Source organism: Methylobacter sp. S3L5C (assembly GCF_022788635.1).
GTDB lineage: Bacteria > Pseudomonadota > Gammaproteobacteria > Methylococcales > Methylomonadaceae > Methylobacter_C.
Genome location: NZ_CP076024.1, coordinates 4,736,737 through 4,755,119, shown reverse-complemented (window position 1 = coordinate 4,755,119; position 18,383 = coordinate 4,736,737). Strand labels below are relative to the sequence as shown.

At 44.1% G+C, this 18,383-nt stretch carries 14 protein-coding genes; 7 read left to right on the top strand and 7 right to left on the bottom strand.

The window, feature by feature from the left end; translation table 11 throughout:
- Positions 1 to 9: 9 nt before the first annotated feature.
- The 5 genes from argA to KKZ03_RS21495 all read right to left on the bottom strand — a co-directional run bounded on the left by argA (position 10) and on the right by KKZ03_RS21495 (position 6,195).
- Positions 10 to 1,323 carry an amino-acid N-acetyltransferase gene (gene argA, locus KKZ03_RS21515; protein WP_243218855.1) on the bottom strand — a complete coding sequence of 438 codons (1,314 nt, stop codon included), beginning with the start codon at positions 1,321 to 1,323 and terminating at the stop codon, positions 10 to 12.
- Between the two features lie 280 nt (positions 1,324 to 1,603).
- Positions 1,604 to 3,301, bottom strand: coding sequence for a dihydroxy-acid dehydratase (gene ilvD, locus KKZ03_RS21510; protein WP_243218854.1), 1,698 nt, complete (start codon positions 3,299 to 3,301; stop codon positions 1,604 to 1,606).
- A gap of 89 nt (positions 3,302 to 3,390) precedes the next feature.
- Positions 3,391 to 4,143 (bottom strand): TIGR04211 family SH3 domain-containing protein, encoded by a 753-nt coding sequence (locus KKZ03_RS21505; RefSeq protein ID WP_243218853.1) that lies wholly within the window; start codon positions 4,141 to 4,143, stop codon positions 3,391 to 3,393.
- Positions 4,100 to 5,002 carry an ornithine carbamoyltransferase gene (argF, locus tag KKZ03_RS21500; RefSeq protein WP_243218852.1) on the bottom strand — a complete coding sequence of 301 codons (903 nt, stop codon included), beginning with the start codon at positions 5,000 to 5,002 and terminating at the stop codon, positions 4,100 to 4,102. The genes KKZ03_RS21505 and argF overlap by 44 nt, the downstream gene beginning before the upstream one ends.
- Positions 4,999 to 6,195, bottom strand: coding sequence for an aspartate aminotransferase family protein (locus KKZ03_RS21495; protein WP_243221708.1), 1,197 nt, complete (start codon positions 6,193 to 6,195; stop codon positions 4,999 to 5,001). Before KKZ03_RS21495 ends, argF begins: the two co-directional genes overlap by 4 nt.
- 171 nt (positions 6,196 to 6,366) lie before the next feature.
- On the opposite strand from KKZ03_RS21495, the gene grxD reads away from it, so the two are divergent.
- Positions 6,367 to 6,690, top strand: a complete 324-nt coding sequence (gene grxD, locus KKZ03_RS21490) for a Grx4 family monothiol glutaredoxin (RefSeq protein WP_305852360.1) — start codon at positions 6,367 to 6,369, stop codon at positions 6,688 to 6,690.
- Positions 6,691 to 6,877: 187 nt separating this feature from the next.
- Here grxD and rnt read toward each other — a convergent pair whose 3' ends face one another.
- The gene (rnt, locus tag KKZ03_RS21485; protein ID WP_243218851.1) at positions 6,878 to 7,501 is read right to left on the bottom strand and encodes a ribonuclease T; all 624 of its coding nucleotides are present in this window, start codon (positions 7,499 to 7,501) and stop codon (positions 6,878 to 6,880) included.
- Positions 7,502 to 7,745: 244 nt separating this feature from the next.
- The gene (gene pyrC / locus KKZ03_RS21480; protein ID WP_243221705.1) at positions 7,746 to 8,777 is read right to left on the bottom strand and encodes a dihydroorotase; all 1,032 of its coding nucleotides are present in this window, start codon (positions 8,775 to 8,777) and stop codon (positions 7,746 to 7,748) included.
- 107 nt (positions 8,778 to 8,884) lie between these two features.
- Here pyrC and KKZ03_RS21475 point away from each other — a divergent pair, with 107 nt between their 5' ends.
- From KKZ03_RS21475 to KKZ03_RS21450, 6 genes are all read left to right on the top strand, one after another.
- Positions 8,885 to 9,157, top strand: coding sequence for an FmdB family zinc ribbon protein (locus tag KKZ03_RS21475; RefSeq protein ID WP_243218850.1), 273 nt, complete (start codon positions 8,885 to 8,887; stop codon positions 9,155 to 9,157).
- A gap of 94 nt (positions 9,158 to 9,251) precedes the next feature.
- On the top strand, positions 9,252 to 11,054 hold the full coding sequence (gene aspS, locus KKZ03_RS21470) for an aspartate--tRNA ligase (protein WP_243218849.1): 1,803 nt from the start codon (positions 9,252 to 9,254) through the stop codon (positions 11,052 to 11,054).
- A 173-nt stretch (positions 11,055 to 11,227) separates the two neighbouring features.
- The gene (locus KKZ03_RS21465) at positions 11,228 to 11,587 is read left to right on the top strand and encodes a DUF167 family protein (protein ID WP_243218848.1); all 360 of its coding nucleotides are present in this window, start codon (positions 11,228 to 11,230) and stop codon (positions 11,585 to 11,587) included.
- A 186-nt stretch (positions 11,588 to 11,773) separates the two neighbouring features.
- Entirely contained in the window at positions 11,774 to 12,871 is a 1,098-nt protein-coding gene (gene nadA / locus KKZ03_RS21460) for a quinolinate synthase NadA (RefSeq protein WP_243218847.1), read from the top strand.
- 381 nt (positions 12,872 to 13,252) lie between these two features.
- A complete protein-coding gene (locus KKZ03_RS21455) occupies positions 13,253 to 15,562 on the top strand; it encodes an NADP-dependent malic enzyme (protein WP_305852359.1) in 2,310 nt (769 codons plus the stop codon).
- A 1,762-nt stretch (positions 15,563 to 17,324) separates the two neighbouring features.
- Positions 17,325 to 18,326: an omptin family outer membrane protease gene (locus KKZ03_RS21450; RefSeq protein WP_243218846.1), complete on the top strand. Its 1,002-nt coding sequence runs from the start codon at positions 17,325 to 17,327 to the stop codon at positions 18,324 to 18,326.
- Positions 18,327 to 18,383 lie beyond the last annotated feature (57 nt).

The following is an 18,383-nucleotide window of genomic DNA, read 5'->3' as shown; positions in this document are numbered from 1 at the left end:
ATTGAGTTATTAAATGTCCTTAAAAAGAATTTTAGAGTTTCTTTCTGGATTGTACAGTGCCTTGAGTGGGTCGGGAAGGCTGTTAATATCTGATGATACAAAGCCGCGTTCAATAAACCAGTGCATGGTTTGCGTTGATAACACAAATAATTTTTTTAAAGCCAGTTGTCCTGCTTTGCGATAAACATAATTAAGCAATCTATCGCCGCGTGCTGCACCCTGATAATCAGGATGGACGGCAAGGCAGGCAATAGCGCCAAAACGGCTTTGTATATTGGGATGCAGAGCGGTACAGCCGATGATTAATCCGTCTCTTTCGATAATAATATAATCGGCTATTTCCATTTCAATTTTTTCTCTGGAACGTTTGGCTAAGATACCTTGTTGTTCCAAGGGCTTAATCAATTCCAGAATACCACCGATATCGTTAAGTGTAGCTGGACGTAATTCTTCAAAAGGTGTTGAGCTAATGAGAGTTCCGATACCGTCACGGCTAAATAATTCAAGTAATAGTGCGCCATTAATGGTGCGATTAAGTAAATGTGCGCGTTCTATCCCGCAGCGACAGCTTTGGATGGCAGCTTTAAGCGGCAGGCTGATGGTGTCCTCAATGTCCCGATATTCTTGCAGGAAAGCATCGGCTTCGTTGGTGGTCATTTGCCGAATTTGCTCGCCATCATCGGGGTTGCAACACGTTTGCTCCGTTAGCAGGATTAATTTTTCCGCTTTTAAGGCAATCGAAACTGCTGTAGCAACTTGTTCAGCGGACAGATTAAAAATTTCTCCGCTGGGTGAATAGCCAATCGGCGAGATCAACACGATATTATTTTGATCGAGTTGTTGATGAATGGCGGCGCTGTCAACACGTCGAACTTCACCAGTATGGCAGTAATCAACCCCGTCTATTACACCCATCGGTTTGGCGATGACAAAATTACCGGACGCGACTTTAAGACCGCTTCCCGCCATCGGCGAATTTGCCAAGCCCATTGACAATAGTGCTTCAATTTCTACGCGTACCAACCCCGCCGCTTCCTTGACGCATTGCAACGCCAAGTCATCGGTAATACGCAAATGCCGATGAAAAAGGGCAGGGGAATTGAGCTTGGTAAGGCGCTGGTCTATTTGTGGGCGTATCCCATGAACCAAAACCAGACGTATGCCTAAGCTGCTTAGTAGGGCAAAATCGTGGACATGATGATCAAAATCATCAGCCAGTACCGCTTCGCCCCCAAAAGAAATGACAAAGGTTTTATTGCGATGCGCGTGGATATAAGGTGATGAGCCTCTAAACCAGTTGACGAAAGAGTTTTGTGAATTCATGATTATAGGGAGGATGTGCTGAGGTACGAAGCGCATCGGTTGCCGGTGAGCTTGATGAGCTTTCTAACGTCAGCCCATCCTATGATATGAAGCGCATTTTTCATGTTATTCACCTGCATCAATGTTAAATTCACTATCATGCCCCCAATTTTTTGAATAGTTGCCAAGCGTTACTAATTTATGAAAACTGGAGTGCCGCAGGTTGGGTTAGCGGTAGCGTAACCCAACATTTTTTGTCTCGATTTGTTGTGTTACGGTTATCGCCTAACCCAACCTACAATCAATCCAAATTATCCGTAACCGCACCCAGTGATGCTGAACTTACCAGTTTGGCATATTTTGCCAACACGCCACGGGTATAACGCGGGGCAGGTTGTGTCCATTTTTCAAGGCGCTGGGCTATTTCGTGTTCATCGATAACTAATCTAAGTTCGTTGGTTTCTGCATCGATAATGATGGTATCGCCATTTTCAATGATCGCTAACGGGCCACCGACATAGGCTTCCGGTGTGATGTGTCCGACCACAAAGCCGTGCGTACCGCCGGAAAAACGACCATCGGTAATTAACGCAACTTCTTTACCCAAACCTTTGCCCATAATTGCCGAAGTCGGGGAGAGCATTTCACGCATGCCTGGACCGCCTTTAGGGCCTTCGTAGCGAATTACAATGACATCGCCTTTAACGATATCACCGTTTAAGATACTTTGCAGAGCTTGTTCTTCTGCCTCAAATACTTTGGCGGTGCCGATAAAACGTAAACCTTCTTTACCTGTGATTTTTGCAACTGAGCCACCCGGTGCAAGATTGCCATATAACACGACTAAATGACTGTCTTTTTTAATGGGGTTATCCAGTGAGTGAATCACATCCTGATCTTCAGGATAAGGCTCAACATCGGCCAGATTTTCCGCCAGAGTTTTGCCGGTAACGGTTAAACAGTCACCGTTTAGTAAACCTTGGTCTAACAGAATTTTCATCAACGGTTGAATACCGCCGATTTCAATCAACTCAGTCATCAGGTAGTGGCCGCTGGGTTTTAAATCTGCCAATAATGGTACATGCTTACCGATGCGGGTGAAGTCATCCAGGGTAATGTCGACATTACCGGCATTGGCCATCGCCAGTATATGTAATACGGCATTGGTTGAACCGCCGAGTGCAATAACAATGGTTATCGCGTTTTCAAAAGCAGCCTTGGTCATGATGTCGCTGGGTTTGATATTGTTTTTTATTAATTCCAGTACAGCCGCGCCGGCACGTTCGCAGTCCAGTCTTTTATCGTTTGAAATAGCGGCTTGGGCAGAGCTGTTAGGCAGGCTCATACCCAGTGCTTCAATTGCCGAAGCCATGGTGTTGGCCGTGTACATGCCGCCGCAGGAACCGGCACCAGGAATCGCTTTGGCTTCAATTTCAGCCAGTTCGGCATCATCAATCTGGTTATTGGCTCTGGCACCAACGGCTTCAAAAACGGAAACCACATCCAGTTTTTTGTCTTTATGGCAGCCCGGCATAATAGTGCCACCATATACAAAAATGGCAGGACGATTCAGGCGTGATATGCCAATCATGCAGCCGGGCATATTTTTATCGCAGCCGCCAATCGCAACAATGCCGTCAAAGCCTTGGCAGCCAACCACGGTTTCAATGGAATCAGCAATGACTTCCCGGGATACCAGCGAATATTTCATGCCTTCGGTGCCCATTGATATACCGTCAGATATGGTAATGGTATTAAAGATAACGGCTTTACCATTGGCATTATCAACACCAGACGCTGCAGCATCAGCCAGTTTGTTGATGTGCATGTTGCACGGAGTGACCATGCTCCAGGTTGAGGCAATGCCGATTTGCGGTTTTTTAAAGTCTTCACTTTTAAAGCCAACCGCGTGGAGCATGGCACGACTCGGTGCCCGCTCCATGCCGTCAACAACAAGAGAAGAAAAGGGGCGGGTGTTGTGGTCGTCTGAGTGGGGCATGTAATTGATTCCTGGTGTTTAAGATAAAAAGCGAAATGCAAAAGACGAAAGACGAAGGGTGCAAAATATGCGGAGCCTTTTGCCTTAAATTAAAATGAATCCCAGCTGCTTTTTCTTTGCCAGCCAAGTTTGGGCAGGATAAATCCTAAAACAACGCCGACCAGCGATAGTAAACCGCCGTACAAAAACCAGTCTTGACTGGCTGTGCCTTTTAGCGCCTGATTTTCAAGTTTGTATTGTTGCAAATCGCGTTCAACACTAACAACGCGCTCTTGAAGTTCGTCGCGCTCATTTTTTAATTGAATTGTACTGGCTGCCGTTTTTTTTAGTTCACTAAGTTCGCGGGCTAATTGATCACGTTCTATGGCGATGGATTTTTCCGTAACTGATCCAGGTGTTGAGTCTTTCAACGTCGTCAATTGTGCCTTTAATGCCATATTATCCGATTGGAGTAGTGCCAAGGCTTTGCTGGCGCTATCTTTAGTATCAATAGTGGGCGCCTGTTGCTGTGTGTATCGGGATTTAATATAACCTTCTGTACCATCAGATAGGCGAACATGGATAAATTCAGCTTTGCCTGACTTGTCGATAAGTGTTAACGGCGTTCCTATAGAAAGCAATTTTAAAACTTTACCTTTAATGCTGGCGGCGCTTCTTAGGGATAAATTAACATCATCTGCCACATAGACTGTTTCAGCTTGAGCAGAACCTAAAGTAAGCATCAAGATAAAAAAAGTACTGAATATTTTTTTCACAGGTAGTTTTTGTGTAAGTTGCCGGGTGATGACAATTTTAACGTTATTTTTTGCAGAGGAGAAATTCCAGTAGCGCTTTTTGTGCATGCAGGCGATTTTCAGCTTCGGCAAAGATAACGCTTTGTGGACCGTCTATCACTTCAGCAGTCACTTCTTCACCCCGATGTGCGGGTAAACAATGCATAAATAGTGCATCATCGTGCGCTGCCTTCATGATTTCTGCATTAATCTGAAAGTCTTTAAATGCTATTTCGCGATGTTTTTGTTCTTCTTCCTGGCCCATACTGGCCCATACATCGGTGACACAAAGGTCAGTGTTTTTAGCAGCTGCCAATGCCGTATCAAAAAACCTGACGCGATCACCTGCAGGTAAAACATATTCTATTAGTGGTTGATACCCGACCGGGCAAGCAATGTTCAAATTAAAATCAAGCAGCATGGCGGCATGAATATAAGAATGGCACATGTTATTGCCGTCGCCAATCCAGGTAACTGTTTTACCTTTAATGTCGCCGCGAAATTCAAAATACGTTTGCATATCAGCCAGCAACTGACAGGGATGCTCTTGATCGGTTAAGCCGTTGATAACCGGGACGCTGGAGTGCTGCGCGAAAGTGGTTACCGTTTCGTGTTTGTCAGTTCTCAACATGATGCAATCGACCATGCTGGAGATTACTTTGGCACTGTCATGCAAAGGTTCACCACGACCCAGTTGGGTGTCTCTGGGCGATAAAAACAGGGCGTTGCCGCCAAAATGGGTCATGCCCGCTTCAAAGGAAATGCGGGTACGAGTCGATGATTTTTCAAAAATCATCGCCAGCACCTGACCTTTTAAAGGCTGGTAATCAGGGTCACGATTATTTTTAAGTTCTATGGCCCTATGGATTATGCAACGAAATTCTTCGCTGGATAAGTCCAGCAAGCTGGTGAAATGTTTGGAATTCATGATAGTGTTTCTTGTGTAGTTTTTTTTGTGTAATCTGTAATGATAGTCGACAAAGTTTCTACAAGTAGTTTGATTTGTTGCTCGTCGATGATTAAGGGCGGTAACAAACGAATGGTTGTTTCATTGGTGACATTAATCAACAAGCGCTGTTGCAAGGCCAATTTAACCAAATCGGCGCAAGGACTGTCGAGTTCGATACCGATCATCAAGCCTTTATTGCGGATATCGACAATATGCGGGTTACCCTGCAGGTGCTTAATAAATCCGGCGCAAATAGCCTGGCCTTTTTGCCCGGCCTGTTCAATCAGGTTTTCCTCGTCCAGTGTCGCCAGTACCGCTAAAGCGGCGCTGCAAGCCAACGGATTGCCGCCAAAGGTAGAGCCGTGTGCGCCTGCAGTCAGTAGTTGGGCGGCTTTACCACGCGCAAGACAGGCACCAATAGGTACGCCGTTGCCCAGTGCTTTAGCCAAAGTACAGACATCGGGAATAATATTGTTGTACTGAAAGGCAAGAAATTTTCCGGTACGGCCTATGCCTGACTGGATTTCATCCAGCATCATGAGTAACTCATGCTCGTCACACAGGCTACGTATCTGATTAAGATAATCAGTAGCGGGGATATTGATACCGCCTTCTCCCTGGATGGGTTCAACCAACACGGCGACAATATTTTTATTGTGCTCAATTGCTTGCTTGATGGCACTGATATCGTTGTAAGGAACCCGCACAAAACCTTCAACCAGTGGTGCAAAGCCTTGTTGTATTTTGCTGTTTCCGGTCGCGCTTAGCGTTGCCAAAGTACGGCCATGAAAGCTTTTCGCCATGACAATAATGGCCGGATTTTCTATGCCTTTTTCATGGCCGTATTTGCGTGCCAGTTTGATAGCCGCTTCATTTGCTTCAGCACCCGAATTACAGAAAAACACGTTATCCATGCCGCTTTTTTCTGTTAGTTTATCGGCAAGACGTTCCTGATTGGGGATTTTATAAATATTGGAGGTATGCAGCAGTTTTTCGCTTTGCTCGCAGATAGCCTTATGAACAGCGGAGTGAGCATGCCCTAAATTGCATACGGCGATGCCGGACAGGGCATCCAGATAACGATTGTTATCTTCATCCAACAACCACACGCCTTCTCCCCGTTCAAAAGTGACAGGTAAGCGATTGTAAGTTGGCATAATATGGCTGGTCATGGTTTCTTCTGCCTGCAAACGAAAAACAGGCATCTATCGATTACCTGATAAAAAATGTTCGATTATAAGTACCTATCTGGTCTCAGGCAAGTGAAGGATTAGAAAATTTGCTTTTTTTAGTGGCATAAAGTTGATAAAATTACTCAGTTTTAATCTAATTGAGTAATTATTATGACCGTTATAGCAAGAATTAAAGACCAGATTGAAAACAATCCGGTCGTTTTATACATGAAAGGTTCACCAGATTTTCCACAATGTGGTTTTTCCGGCCAATCTGTACAGATATTAAATGCCTGTCAGGCAAAATATATGTACGTCAATATATTTGAAGATGCAGAGCTGCGTGAAGCACTTAAAGATTATTCAAATTGGCCTACTTATCCGCAATTGTATATCAATGGAGAATTAGTCGGTGGTTGTGACATCATTATCGATTTGTATAAAAAAGGCGAGTTGCTGACAATGCTGACAGCTGTTGGTGTTGTCGAGGAATAAAATTCCTGTTGGTAGCTCCCGGCTATTGTAAAAATGTCCAAGCCTGCTGTAAAGGGATAAATTAGTTAATACCGTTGTGTTTGGAAGGAGCGACGCCCTCGTCGCGATTAACGACTAACGCCTCAAATCGCGACGAGGGCGTCGCTCCTACAAAAAACCTGTCCTTTTTTGAACGTTATTGAAGGTTCTACACATCCAGCATTTCAAGTCGTTTCCATTTATTGACGATCATGCAGAACAGTTGGGCTGTCTGTTCGGCATCATATAATGCAGAATGCGCTTTTTCATTGTCCCATTCCAAACCTGCGGCCTGAGCAATTTTTGCCAGTACCGTCTGCTGATAAGCCAAGCCTCCCAGTGTCGCCGTATCAAACGTGCTAAACGGATGAAAAGGGCTGCGTTTTATTTGGGTTCGCTGGATAGCAGCATTTAAAAACGCAATGTCAAAAGCAGGATTATGACCCACTAAAATTGCCCTCGTACAATTGTTACGCTTTGCGGCCAGTTTAATGGGCTTAAAGAGCATTTCCAGCGCATCTTTTTCATCTATTGCCATACGAAAAGGGTGGTACGGATCGATGCCGTTAAATTTGAGGGCAGCCGGATCCAGTTCGGAATTTTTAAAGGGTACAACATGCGTTGTATAGCGTTCGGTGATTTCCAAATCATTGTTACTGTCAAGCTCAACAATAACGGCAGCAATTTCCAGTAAAGCATGTTTTTTGGCATTAAAGCCGGCTGTTTCGATATCGACGATGACAGGAAGGTAGCCTCTAAAGCGTTGGGCCAGCGGAATTGCAGGTGTATCCATTAGGTTGGGTGGTATCCAAAAATAGTAAAAAAATAAAACATGTTACGCCAAGTTAGCCCTAGAGAGGCAATATTTTGTGCCTCTAGGAGACTATCCGAGAATAGAAAACCTACTGCGGAAAAGCTATTTTGGCCATATTTTCCGTTCATTTTCGTTAAATAGAACAACTATTTGCCTCAAATAACCAAAAAATTTGACTCAAAATAGCTTCCCCTCGCTATGGTTCCTATTCTCGGACAGCTTCCTAACGTATTTTCCAACTCAGCTCTTCACCTGATTTAAGTGGTGTTATAAGTGTGTCGTTTTCTCCGTAACTGGCCGGCACTGTCCAGGCGGTTTTTTCTAAGGTAATCGTGTTTAAATTTCTGGGTAAGCGGTAAAAATCCGCACCATAAAAACTGGCGAAGCCTTCCAGTTTGTCTAATGACCCGGCACGGTCAAAGGCTTCTGCATAAAGTTCCAGCGCGGCGTGAGCACTGTAACAACCGGCGCAACCGCAACTGGTTTCTTTTGATAAAGTCGTGTGAGGCGCACTGTCGGTACCTAAGAAGAATTTTGGATTGCCACTGGTCGCGGCTGCAACCAATGCCAGACGATGCGATTCACGCTTGAGTATCGGTAAGCAATAATAATGGGGTCGTATGCCGCCTGCCAGTAGGGCGTTACGGTTAAACAGGAGATGTTGGGGGGTAATGGTTGCGGCGACCTGATTGCTGGCAGCTTGCACAAACTGCACAGCTTCAGTGGTGGTAACATGCTCAACGACTACGCGCAAGCCGGGGAAGTTATCGACAATATCAGCCAAGCTGGTGTCAATAAACACCCGTTCACGGTCAAAAATGTCGCAGTGTACGTCGGTCACTTCACCATGAATCAGTAAGAGAATGTCTTGTTTTTCCATTTCTGCCAGTAGCGGAAAAATAGCTTTAATATCAGCAACACCTGAATCCGAATTGGTGGTAGCGCCTGCCGGATATAATTTAAAGGCATAAACATAGTCAGACCCGGCTGCGGCTTTTATTTCCGCGACTGTCGTGGCGCTGGTTAAATATAAGGTCATTAATGGTGTAAAATCTATGCCGGCAGGCACCGCTTTTAAAATTTCTTCGCGATAGGTGATAGCCTGAGCCACCGTGGTCACGGGAGGCTTAAGATTAGGCATGATAATGGCACGGGCAAATTGACGGGCCGTATGCGGTAACACGGTTTTTAAAATGGCGCCATTTCGTACATGTAAGTGCCAGTCATCGGGGCGGGTTATGGTTAATGTTTTCATTGTTGGCGGTGTGTCTGTAAAATAGGGAGTCATTTTATAGTAAGTATCTGGAAAAGCTAAATACAGACCTTATTTATAGTTATTATTTTTTGTTGTCGGAGTGGTTAATGCCAATTTACGAATACCAATGTCAGTCCTGTGGGCATGAGCACGAAGCGTTACAGAAACTGGGTGCTGATCCTTTATTGGTCTGTCCGGCCTGCACCAAGCCGGAATTAATGAAAAAAATCTCTGCTGCCGGATTCAGATTAAAAGGCACCGGCTGGTATGAAACCGATTTTAAGAGCGGCAACAAGAAAAATGTAGCGGGCGATGTTTCGCCAACTCCCAGCACTCCAAAAGCCGGCAGTTCGACTCCTGCCAGCAGTAAAAAAGATTAATAATGGTATCAGGGCGTGCTATTACTTTGCGCCTAATATCTTTATCTCATTAATAAATATCAATAAACAACTTTTTAATCCACAGGGAAAATTTATGCGTACCCACAAGTGCGGAGAATTAAATACACAACAGTTAGGCAAAACCGTTTCAATCTGCGGTTGGGTACATAGACGTCGCGACCACGGCGGCGTTATTTTTATCGACCTTAGAGACCGTGCCGGTTTGGTGCAAGTCGTGGTTGATCCCGACGTAGCTGACACTTTTGCTATTGCTGAACATGTCCGCAGTGAATATGTATTAAAAATAACGGGCGTTGTCCGTGATCGTCCGACAGGTACAGTCAATACTAATCTTCACTCTGGTGCTATTGAAATACTGGCTGGCGAGATTGAAGTTTTAAACGAATCTGAAACGCCGCCGTTTCCGATAGAAAGTGATATTGAAGTCAACGAAGAGCTGCGTTTACGTTATCGTTATATTGACTTGCGTCGGACGGTGATGCAGGAAAAAATGAAAGTTCGCCGTGATGTTACGCGGGTTTTAAGAAACTTTTTGGATGATAATGAGTTTTTTGAAATTGAAACGCCTTACCTGACCAAAGCAACACCGGAAGGCGCACGTGATTATATCGTGCCTAGCCGTACTCACGAAAACGCCTTTTTTGCGCTGCCTCAATCACCGCAACTGTATAAACAAATGTTGATGATTGCCGGTATGGATCGGTATTACCAAGTCGTGCGTTGTTTCCGCGATGAAGATTTACGTGCTGACAGACAGCCTGAATTTACTCAATTGGATATAGAAACGTCTTTCATGGATGAAAACGAAATCATGGAAGTTATGGAAGAAATGATTCGTCAATTATTTGCGAAAGTAATTAATGTCGAGTTGGATGCCGAATTTCCACGCATCAGCTATCAGGAATCTGTGTCACGCTACGGCGTTGATCGTCCTGATTTGCGAATTCCGTTGGAATTAATCGATATTGGCGATGACATGAAAGATGTCGATTTTAAAGTGTTTTCAGCGCCAGCCAATGACCCTAAAGGCCGTGTTGTCGCTCTGCGCGTCCCCAATGCCGGTGGTTTAAGTCGTAAAGACATTGATGAATTAACTAAATTTGTCAGCATTTACGGTGCCAAAGGTTTGGCTTACATTAAGGTTAATGATCTGGCTCTCGGTCTTGAAGGCTTACAATCACCGATTGTTAAATTTGCTCCCAAAGAAGTTTGGGATAGCGTGCTGGCTAAAACAAATGCCCAAAATGGCGATTTAATCTTCTTTGGTGCGGACAAAGCCAGCATTGTTAATGAAGCCATGGGCGCGTTGCGCGTTAAATTGGGACATGACCTTAATTTGCTGGAAGGTGAATGGAAACCGGTTTGGGTGGTTGATTTTCCAATGTTTGACTGGGATGAAAAAAGTGGCCGTTTTAATGCCATTCATCACCCTTTTACCGCACCTAGTTGTTCGGTAGAAGACTTGGTAGCCAATCCGGGGGTGGCGTTGTCACGCGCTTATGACTTAGTGTTAAACGGTACTGAAGTGGGTGGCGGTTCAATTCGTATCAACCGCACCTCCATGCAACAAACCGTGTTTGGCATTTTAGGTATTGGCGAAGAAGAAGCCAGAGAAAAATTCGGCTTCTTATTGGATGCCTTAAAATACGGTGCGCCGCCTCATGGTGGTTTGGCGTTTGGTTTGGATCGTTTGGTTATGTTGATGACCGGCTCAAGCTCTATCCGTGATGTCATTGCTTTCCCTAAAACCCAGTCAGCTGCCTGTCCATTGGTTAGTGCGCCTGCGGTGGTTACTGACGAGCAATTGAAAGAGTTGGGGATTCGCTTGATCAGACCGGCAGGCAAAGAGCCCAAAGAAAAGATTAAGCAGGATTAAGCTGTTTTTATTCACCACGAAGACACGAAGGACACGAAGTTTTTTCTTGTTATCCTTCGTGTCTTTGTGATGATCCTGTTTTTAAGTTTTTTGTGGATTTATCAGTTATAACAAAAAAATTATATATCAGATTTTTCGGTGTTAACTGGAAATCAAAAAATAAAATTGGAACTATGGCAGAAAAAAAAACAACAACAAGTAAAGAAAAAAAAGACCCTAAAATATCGACCAATCCTAAAAAAATGAGCTCTTTCTTTGCTTGGGATGGCGATACACTCATACTCAACATACTGGGTACACCTGGTGCAAAGCATGATGTTATTGGCAAAGTAAAAGGCAACCAACTTAAAATCAGTGTCACCGAAGCACCCCGTGCAGGAAAGGCTACAGATTATATGGTGCGTTTTTTAGCCAAAGAGTTCGATGTTGCGACTGCCGATATTGCCGTCGTATTTGGACGTATGAACATTAACAAGCAATTGCGTATTAAAGCGCCGAAAAAATTACCTTCAGTTATTGCACGTCTACAGTAATGAAACCGCTATACAGTTTATCAATAGCTCATTCCCCTGTGTTATTTATAAACCGGTTATCGTGTTTTAAGGTGTCAAAACCGACTGATTGAGTAGAATTAATTCCTGGAGCGTGTTTTATGAACTGGCAATGGCCAGCCATACTAAAGCTCTTTAACTTTTTAACGTCTGTCTAGTGGAAAAAATATGACTTCAACAGCCTTTCCCATTCAAGATTACGCATTACTCGATGATGAGGAATGCGATGCCCGCATTATTTCAGCCAAAGCCAAATTGGGTAAGCGTTGTGTCATACTGGGACACCATTATCAGCGCGATGAAGTGTTTAAACATGCCGATTATTCCGGCGATTCCTTAAAGCTCTCCAGAGATGCGGCACAATCGGAAGCCGAATATATTGTTTTTTGCGGCGTGCATTTTATGGCAGAAGTTGCCGATATATTGTCCCGTCCCGAACAAATAGCCATCTTGCCTGATTTGGCGGCAGGTTGCTCCATGGCAGATATGGCCAATTTATTAAAAGTGCAGAAATGTTGGCAGGAATTGGCACAAGTTATTGATGTGGAAAATGAAGTAACACCAGTTACTTACATTAATTCAGCGGCTGATTTAAAAGCGTTTTGTGGCAAGCATGACGGTATTGTTTGTACTTCTTCCAATGCCCAAAAAATTCTGGAATGGAGTTTTTCCAAACGCTCCAAGGTGCTGTTTTTCCCTGATCAGCATTTAGGTCGTAATACTGGTTATCGCATGGGTATTGGGTTGGAAGATATGGTTACCTGGGATTTTAATAAACCCATGGGCGGTTTAACGGAAGTACAAATCCGTAAGGCTAAAATCATACTCTGGAATGGCTATTGTTCGGTGCATCAAGTCTTTAAAGCGGAACAAATTGATAACTTTCTGGAACGTTTTCCGGAAACCAAAGTGATTTCGCATCCTGAAGCCTGTTTTGAAGTTTGCGAGAAAGCCGATTATGTCGGCTCTACTGAATACATTTTAAAAACGGTTCGTGAAGCTGAACCCAATACCCGTTGGTTGGTTGCGACTGAATTAAATTTGGTCAATCGTTTGCATGAAGAATGTAAAGCGCAGGGTAAAAATGTCCACTTTATGTCGCCGACGCTGTGCATGTGTTCAACCATGTTTAGAACGGATCCGCAACATTTGGCGTGGGTGTTGGAAAATCTCGCTGCGGGTAATGTGATTAACCGGATTTCAGTACCGGTTGAAGAGGTCGGATTGGCTAAGCGGGCATTGGATAACATGCTGGCGATTAATTAGTTTTTTATCGAAAGACAGGTTGAAAATATCCTTCACCACGAAGGACACGAAGGACACGAAGAAAAATAATTGCTTTTATTTAATGTCTTGAAAGCTTCGTGTCTTTGGTGGTGAGTTTTTTAATGCTGTACAAAAAACGAATACTTAATACAGTCTCGATAGGGTGGCCATATGATTTTATCAACTATGGTCAGGAGATAAATACCCTGTTATGCTTTGGGTTAATGGCCTCAGGTTATCCGGGTAGTGATTAAGAAACTTATAATACACCGCTTTTTTCGCCGTTAATTGTTACATAAATCCCGGGTCATGCTAGGATGATCACAACTGTGATAACCTTGGCTTTGATCGTTAAAATAATCGTTATGCACAAGGCAGAACATGAATACCCCTATTGATCCAAAAGAAGAAATCAGTCGGCAGTTACATGATGCGGCGCTCGACTATCACCAGTTTCCTACACCAGGAAAAATCAGTGTTACGCCTACCAAGCAACTGACCAATCAGCGTGATCTGGCCCTGGCTTATTCACCGGGAGTTGCGGCGGCTTGTGAAGAAATTGTTGCTGATCCTGCCAACGTTTTTAAATATACGTCGCGCGGCAATCTGGTCGCTGTTATTTCCAATGGTACAGCGGTGTTGGGCTTGGGTAATATTGGGCCTTTGGCAGCGAAGCCGGTCATGGAAGGCAAGGGTGTATTGTTTAAAAAATTCGCCGGTATTGATGTCTTTGATATTGAGATTAATGAGCTGGACCCTGATAAATTATGTGACATTATTGCCTCCTTGGAGCCAACGTTTGGTGGTATTAATCTGGAAGATATTAAAGCCCCGGAATGCTTTTATATCGAGCGTAAATTACGCGAACGGATGAATATTCCGGTATTTCATGACGATCAGCACGGCACGGCGATTATTGTCGGTGCGGCTATTTTAAATGGCCTGAAAGTTGTCGGTAAGGATATTAAAAATTGTAAGTTGGTCGTCTCTGGTGCCGGTGCTGCGGCATTTGCCTGTCTGGATTTACTGGTAGAGTTGGGCTTTCCGATTGAAAATATCTTTGTTACCGATCACGCCGGTGTTATTTACAAAGGTCGCATTGAAAAAGATGCTCATAAAGCCCGTTTTGCCCAGCAAACCAGTGCGCGAACCTTGGCTGAGGTTATGCCCGGCGCCGATATTTTTTTAGGGTTATCGGCAGGTGGTATTTTAAAGCAAGACATGGTTAAAACCATGGCACCAAAACCTTTGATATTGGCGCTGGCCAATCCGACGCCGGAAATTTTGCCGGAAGATGCCAAGGCGGTACGCGAAGATGCCATTATTGCCACAGGACGTTCTGATTATCCTAATCAGGTTAACAATGTTTTATGCTTTCCTTATATTTTTCGGGGCGCATTGGATTGTGGTGCGACCACCATCACCCGTCAAATGGAAATTGCTGCCGTGCGAGCCATTGCCGAGTTGGCGCAGGCGGAACAATCGGATATTGTTGCCAGCACCTACGGCATCGCCAACTTGTCTTTTGGTCCGGATTACCTGATTCCGTTGCCCTTTGATCCTCGTCTGATGACAAAAATTGCACCTGCGGTTGCCAAAGCTGCCGAAGAGTCGGGGGTTGCTGCGCGTCCCATACAAGATATGCAGGCTTATATTGACCGCTTGCAGCAATTTGTCTATCACAGCGGCACCTTCATGAAGCCGATTTTTCAGATTGCCAAAAATACACCCGCCAATAAAAAACGGATTGTCTTTGCCGAAGGTGAAGAAGAGCGTGTATTGCGTGCCGTACAGGTAATTGTCGATGAAAAAATCGCTACGCCTATTTTGATTGGCCGTCCGGCCGTATTGCAATTTCGCATTGAAAAGTTTGGTTTACGGCTCACTCCCGGCGTCGATTTTGAGATTGTTAATCCTGAACTTGACGAACGTTATCGAGATTTCTGGGAGACTTATCTGCAAATGACTCATCGCAAAGGCGTCACCGAGCAATATGCCAAGCTGGAAATGCGTCGTCGCAACAGTTTAATCGGTGCCATGTTGGTTCATAAAGGCGATGCTGACGGCATGATTTGTGGTACTTTTGGCGATAATATTCAGCATCTGCATTATATTGATCAGGTCTTGGGCAAGCGCGCCGGAGCCAATATCTATGCGGCCATGAACGTGCTGGTATTGCCGGAACGGCAGATACTCTTGGTGGATACTCACGTTAATGAAAATCCAACGGCCGGGCAGATCGCTGAAATTACTTTGTTAGCCGCAGAAAAAATGCGTAATTTAGGCATGCTGCCGCGTGTTGCCTTGCTGTCTCATTCAAGTTTTGGTTCAAGTAACAGTGAGTCAGCGCAAAAGATGCGTGCTGCTTTGGCGATTATTAATCAACAGGCGCCAGAACTGGAGGTTGATGGCGAGATGCATGGCGATGCCGCGTTAAACCATGATCTGCTAAAAAAGATGCAGCCCGATACAACGTTGAAAGGCAGTGCCAATCTGCTGGTTTTTCCCAATATTGAAGCCGCTAATATTTCCTATAACCTGCTTAAGACCGCAGCCGGCTATGGTGTTGCGATAGGCCCTATCATGCTGGGTTGTGCCCGACCGGTACATATCCTCACGTCCTCTGCCACCGTGCGCCGTATTGTTAATATGACAGCGCTATGTGTGTTGGATGCAGTGAAGGAATACTAAGGCGATTTATATTTTTGATGTACCATTTAATGAGTGGACAATACATAACATCAATAACGACGCCGATCAGAGTTTGTAACTCTGATCAAAATGTTTGAAGACTTCAATGGCTTTCAAAGCCTGAGTAACGGGGTTATAAACCTCGTTACGCTTCAGCATTTACATGATGAAACCGGCTAATCACATTAAAATTAATGTCTTATACGACATAACACAGCAAAAAATAGAACATAAAGAAGCCACGCTTGGAAAATCCGGGCGAGAATTTTTTAGGTTTTTCCTATCAGGAAGAATCAACAGCAGGTTAATTTTCCTTAAAACCAATCAGTCATGCAGATATTGCTCTTAAGCTGGATTTTATTTTTCGTGAAGCCGAGAAGCCAATAAAATCTAGGCTTGTCAGGGTGATAGCAGTAGATAATCTGCGCGAAGTGTATATTTAAACTTTGTAGATGACATAGTAATACCATTGATTGTAATCATTTACGGTGATACCCCCGTGTCAATAGTAACAGCGTCAAGAAGTGATACTGTTGCTCTTAATGTTAGAAAATCTGTTCGAGTAAACGTGTAAGACAGTGAGGTGATTTCATCTGAAAATGCAGTATTGGTAATACTACGTCTACTATTTTCACTCAAGTTTATATCGGTGGTTTCGCCTTCGATATCTTCACGAGGAGGAGCCAGAGTTTCCGCTCATTTTCGTTACACGGAAAAATTATTTATATCAAATAACCAGAAAATCTGACTAAAAATGACTTTTCCTCGCCACGATTAATATTCTAGGACGGCCTTCTAGGTATTTATACGTATTGAAACGGTAAATAAAACATGAAAGACTGAAGGTCAATGTTAGTATTGGGCTTTATATTGTTCCTTGGGGTCAAGCCTGACTGATATTGAACCGACGAATATCATTGGAGGTTTTATGGGAGCAGTAGAAGTTATTAATACACCTTTTGTCTTTTCTCTGTCTTACGTGTTTTTTTATGCTTATCGGTTACTGCGGTAACGAGTAGTGGTGGTGGAGATGGTGGCGAAAACCACCTCCGCCACCAAATCCACCTCCAGAACCGTGGTAGCTAATAGACATAATTAGTGCAGTAGGCGGTTTGATAGGTGGGTTTCTTATTTTTCAGATTTTTTCGAGCGAAGTATCTTTGGTTGCGACAGCCATTGGTGCGGTAGTTGGGGGAGGGCTGACTAACCTCAGGCTTATACAATAAAGTCACCGTGAATAATGAAAGCCAATAATTAAAGTAACTGGAGGGGCAAGTGTACGTGCCTGCCCTGATTATATGAATCTGTTTAGCCGCGCGAACACATTGATTCGCTTAATCATGTCGGGCTTATATGGAGAATTTTGACCATATAGTCCATCAGTCATCATAGCCAAGTCATTCCACAAAAGTTTTAATTTATTAAACTGACCATGATTTTTATGAAGGACAGAACATGATTTCCTTTCTGCCGAACAAATACTCAAGGGTATTACGACATTCAAATTAAAATTCAAGGCAGCAGGCGACAAAAAATTTGTCAATGGGACGGTAAAGCAGCATCGGATATTATTGCTACTTCCACTATGAAAGGAAACGTCATTAACTTTCCTAATTCTAAAACAAGCTGACGCACAGTGCGATAAGAACAAATATCAGCGTCAGTGGCTGTGTCAAAACGTTTGAGAGGGTCTGTAAACTCAGTTCCACTGGGGTCTTCGTGAAAATTATTTTGACCGGTTGGTCAGAAGAGGTAATAAACCATGATTAGTATGCAAGCTCTACCACCGGCCTCCGGTATTGTTTTTACAGCGATAGTAAAGGTACTGTTACTGGCCGCTGCCATTATTACGCCAACAGTTTGTGCCGGGACAGAGACAAATTCTATGGAGCCGTCTTGGCAATTTGAGATTAAGGAAAAAACCTTATTTAATAGCCATACTTCCTATCAGTTTGCCAATCCATTGCCTCCTTATCAGGATCCACTCAGTCGTCTTGAGTTTCCTGTTAATTCAGCTTGGGCCGGGTTTGAGATAAGGAAGCGTCTGTCACGTTTTTCCGGTGAAATAGAGTTTTTGACCACTGTTGCTGATCAGGAGACGGGTAGATTCAAGGACACTGACTGGGCTGATGATAGTATGCCTGGGCGTTTAACCAATTACGGCGAGACTGATACCCGGCTGAATCCAAGTTATCAGGTCGGGGCTAATATTGATATACAGGTTGCTGATCTGCTGAGCCTGCCGGAACATTTTGATCTCCGGCCGGTAGTCGGCTTCAACTGGCAGCAGCTTTCACTGCTAGTTCATGATGGAGCCCAGTATAACTATGATACTGCAGGGGCCCCACCAATTATTATCTCGTTGCCGGGAAGCACAATCTCTTTTAAGCAGGATTGGTATCGATATTTTTTGGGGCTGCGATTTGGTTATCAGTGGACATCGTTGCCTTATCTGCATCACGTGAAATTGCAGACGCAAGCGGATTGGAGTTATGTGCAGGGAAATAATGTGGATCGTCACTTACTGCGTGGGGATAGGGTAACCTTTGAAGATACAACCGGTGATGCTTGGCATGGTTCTTTAGGAGTAATAATGGGTCTGACCCAAAATATAGAGCTGGGACTGACTGCCGACTACCTGTATATTCAGACCAGTGGAACACATATCTGGCGTGATACAGGGGTTAATCAGAGTTGGTCAAACGGTGTAAAAGTCTGGTCTGAACAGATAGGGTTACAGGTAAAACTGGGTTACCGATTTTAATTTTACCACCGACATTATTATGGGTAGGATCAATTAGCTCTGTTCATAATAACCGGT

What these genes read in the sequence shown, in the direction of transcription:
- argA (WP_243218855.1), bottom strand. Translation starts at nt 1,323, where the DNA reads ATGAATTCACAAAACTCTTTCGTCAACTGGTTTAGAGGCTCATCACCT.
- ilvD (WP_243218854.1), bottom strand. Translation starts at nt 3,301, where the DNA reads ATGCCCCACTCAGACGACCACAACACCCGCCCCTTTTCTTCTCTTGTT.
- KKZ03_RS21505 (WP_243218853.1), bottom strand. Translation starts at nt 4,143, where the DNA reads ATGCACAAAAAGCGCTACTGGAATTTCTCCTCTGCAAAAAATAACGTT.
- argF (WP_243218852.1), bottom strand. Translation starts at nt 5,002, where the DNA reads ATGAATTCCAAACATTTCACCAGCTTGCTGGACTTATCCAGCGAAGAA.
- KKZ03_RS21495 (WP_243221708.1), bottom strand. Translation starts at nt 6,195, where the DNA reads ATGACCAGCCATATTATGCCAACTTACAATCGCTTACCTGTCACTTTT.
- grxD (WP_305852360.1), top strand. Translation starts at nt 6,367, where the DNA reads ATGACCGTTATAGCAAGAATTAAAGACCAGATTGAAAACAATCCGGTC.
- rnt (WP_243218851.1), bottom strand. Translation starts at nt 7,501, where the DNA reads ATGGATACACCTGCAATTCCGCTGGCCCAACGCTTTAGAGGCTACCTT.
- pyrC (WP_243221705.1), bottom strand. Translation starts at nt 8,777, where the DNA reads ATGAAAACATTAACCATAACCCGCCCCGATGACTGGCACTTACATGTA.
- KKZ03_RS21475 (WP_243218850.1), top strand. Translation starts at nt 8,885, where the DNA reads ATGCCAATTTACGAATACCAATGTCAGTCCTGTGGGCATGAGCACGAA.
- aspS (WP_243218849.1), top strand. Translation starts at nt 9,252, where the DNA reads ATGCGTACCCACAAGTGCGGAGAATTAAATACACAACAGTTAGGCAAA.
- KKZ03_RS21465 (WP_243218848.1), top strand. Translation starts at nt 11,228, where the DNA reads ATGGCAGAAAAAAAAACAACAACAAGTAAAGAAAAAAAAGACCCTAAA.
- nadA (WP_243218847.1), top strand. Translation starts at nt 11,774, where the DNA reads ATGACTTCAACAGCCTTTCCCATTCAAGATTACGCATTACTCGATGAT.
- KKZ03_RS21455 (WP_305852359.1), top strand. Translation starts at nt 13,253, where the DNA reads ATGAATACCCCTATTGATCCAAAAGAAGAAATCAGTCGGCAGTTACAT.
- KKZ03_RS21450 (WP_243218846.1), top strand. Translation starts at nt 17,325, where the DNA reads ATGATTAGTATGCAAGCTCTACCACCGGCCTCCGGTATTGTTTTTACA.